This window comes from Sphingomonas sp., from assembly GCF_031426035.1.
In the GTDB taxonomy this organism is placed as follows: Bacteria; Pseudomonadota; Alphaproteobacteria; order Sphingomonadales; family Sphingomonadaceae; genus Sphingomicrobium.
Window position 1 is genome coordinate 1 of record NZ_JANPKO010000047.1, and the last position, 2,314, is coordinate 2,314.

2 protein-coding genes and 2 pseudogenes are annotated in these 2,314 nt (G+C 68.9%); 3 read left to right on the forward strand and 1 reads right to left on the reverse strand.

What is annotated here, in order from left to right:
• Window positions 1–235, reverse strand: a pseudogene (locus RMP08_RS03025) (hypothetical protein); the annotation flags it as partial.
• A 67-nt stretch (window positions 236–302) separates the two neighbouring features.
• Here RMP08_RS03025 and RMP08_RS03030 point away from each other — a divergent pair.
• The 3 genes and pseudogenes from RMP08_RS03030 to RMP08_RS03040 form a co-directional block, all read left to right on the forward strand.
• Entirely contained in the window at window positions 303–1,295 is a 993-nt protein-coding gene (locus tag RMP08_RS03030) for a metalloregulator ArsR/SmtB family transcription factor (RefSeq protein ID WP_310467508.1), read from the forward strand.
• Window positions 1,292–2,212 (forward strand): methylenetetrahydrofolate reductase [NAD(P)H], encoded by a 921-nt coding sequence (gene metF / locus RMP08_RS03035; RefSeq protein WP_310467510.1) that lies wholly within the window; start codon window positions 1,292–1,294, stop codon window positions 2,210–2,212. Before RMP08_RS03030 ends, metF begins: the two co-directional genes overlap by 4 nt.
• Window positions 2,209–2,314, forward strand: a pseudogene (locus tag RMP08_RS03040) (5-methyltetrahydrofolate--homocysteine methyltransferase); the annotation flags it as partial. The gene metF and the pseudogene RMP08_RS03040, both read left to right, overlap by 4 nt.

Here is a 2,314-nt window from a genome sequence, read left to right on the forward strand (position 1 = left end):
CGGCGGGCATTTCCACGGTGTCGGCGGCGGCTTCTTCGGTAGCAGTGTCGGACGAACCGCAAGCGGCGAGCGCCATGGCGGCAACCGACGCAAACGCGGTGTAAACGATCTTCTTCATGAGAGGCCCTCTTTCAATACAACGGCCGCCGCGAACCGCATTCACCGGGAAAGCGCGCACGCGGCGGCGGCGGGTATTTAACGATTCGGCCAAGCCTTGGCAAACGACAAAATTCATCGGCCATTCACCTTGGTCGGACGTGCTGCATTGCATGATATAAAGATTTCTTTATATCATGCGGACGATGCTTCCCGCGCTCACCCTGATCGACGCCTTGCGCGCGCTCGCCGACCCGACCCGGCTGCGGATCATGCAGCTGCTGACGCGGATGGAGCTCGCGGTGGGCGAGCTCGCGCTGGTGCTCGGCCAGAGCCAGCCGCGCGCGTCGCGGCACATCCGCATCCTCGTCGAGGCCGGGCTCGCCGAGCGCCGCCGTGAAGGCTCGTGGGTGTTCCTGCGTTGTCGGATCGACGCCGTCTCGGGCGCGTTCGGCGCGGCGCTCGCGCGGTTGCTCGCGGAGGGCGAGACCAGCGACGCGGCGTTTGCCGCGCAAGGCGAGGCCGATCGCTTGAGGCTGGCGCAAATCCGACACGGCCGCGAGGCGCGTGCCGCCGAATGGTTTGCCCGTCACGCCGCCGAGTGGGACGTGCTGCGCAGCCTGCACAGCGCCGACGGGCCGGTCGAAACCGAGCTTTCGCGCCTTCTGGGCGGCGCGGCGCTGGGCCGCGTGCTCGACGTCGGCACCGGCACCGGGCGGATCGCCGAGCTGTTCGAGCCGCGCGCCGACAGCGTCGTCGCGCTCGACAACAGCCCCGAGATGCTGCGCCTCGCCCGCTCCCGGCTCCAGCACCTCGCCCCCGGCCGGGTCGAGCTCGTCCACGGTGACTTCGCCGCGCTGCCCTTCGCCGACGCGAGCTTCGACACCGTGCTGTTCCACCAGGTGCTGCACTATGCGCAGGCGCCCGAGGCGGTGCTCGCCGAAGCCGCGCGGGTGACGCGGCCCGGCGGGCGTATTGCCATCGTCGATTTCGCCGCACACGAGCGTGAGGAGCTGCGGACCCGTCACGCCCACGCGCGCCTCGGCTTCTCCGACGAGCAGATCGCCGCGTTGCTGAGCGAGGCGGGGTTCGCGCCTGGGCCGCGCGCGTCGCTCGCCGGGCAGGAGCTGACTGTGATGATCTGGACCGGCGAGCGCCGCGAGAATGCGGTGCACCGCTTGCGCAAGGCGTCGGCATGAACCCCGCTCGCGACCACGGGCGCGCGCGCGCCGAGCCGCTGTTCGCCGGGCTGCCCGGCGACATCGCGGTGTCGTTCGAATTCTTCCCGCCCAAGACCGAGAAGATGGAAGCGACGCTGTGGGATTCGGTCGCCACGCTTGGGCCGCTGGGTCCGCGCTTTCTTTCGGTAACTTACGGCGCGGGCGGGACGACCCGCGAACGCACGCACGCCACGGTTGCGCGGATCGTGCGCGAAACCGGCATCCCCGCCGCCGCGCACCTGACCTGCGTCGAGGCCAGCCGCGCCGATGTCGATGCCGTGGCGCGCGATTACTGGGAAGCCGGGGTTCGCCACATCGTCGCGCTGCGCGGCGATGCGCCGGATGGCCCCGGCATGAAGTTCGCCCCGCACCCCGATGGGTACGAGAACGCCGCTGCGCTGGTCGCGGGACTTAAGAAGATCGCGCCGTTCGAGATTTCGGTGGCCGCCTATCCCAAATGTCACCCGGATTCATCGGACGCGGTCGCCGATCTCGACAACCTCAAGCGCAAGCTCGATGCCGGGGCGAGCCGCGCGATCACCCAGTTCTTCTTCGAACCCGATACATTCTTCCGCTTTCGCGACCAGGTCGCGGCAGCGAATATCGACGCCGAGATCGTCCCGGGGATCATGCCGGTGACCAGCTTCGCCGCGGTCCGCAAGATGAGCGGGTTGTGCGGCACGGCGATCCCCGAATGGCTCGCCGATCAGTTCGATGGGCTCGACGAGAAGCCGCAGGCGCGCCAACTGGTCGCCGCGACGCTCGCCGCCGAGCTGTGCCGGCGCCTCTATGCGGGCGGCGAGCGCCACTTCCACTTCTACACGCTCAACCGCGCCGAGCTGGGCTACGCGATCTGCCATTTGCTCGGGCTGCGGCCAAACGAGACGTCAGCATGACCATCCGCGAAACGTTCCTGGCCGAAGCGGCGACACGCATCCTGATCACCGACGGCGCATTCGGCACCGAGATCCAGAACCGCAAGCTGGTCGAGGCCGACT

Coding starts and splice junctions, on each gene's coding strand:
- RMP08_RS03030 (WP_310467508.1), top strand. CDS start 303: ATGCTTCCCGCGCTCACCCTGATCGACGCCTTGCGCGCGCTCGCCGAC.
- metF (WP_310467510.1), top strand. CDS start 1,292: ATGAACCCCGCTCGCGACCACGGGCGCGCGCGCGCCGAGCCGCTGTTC.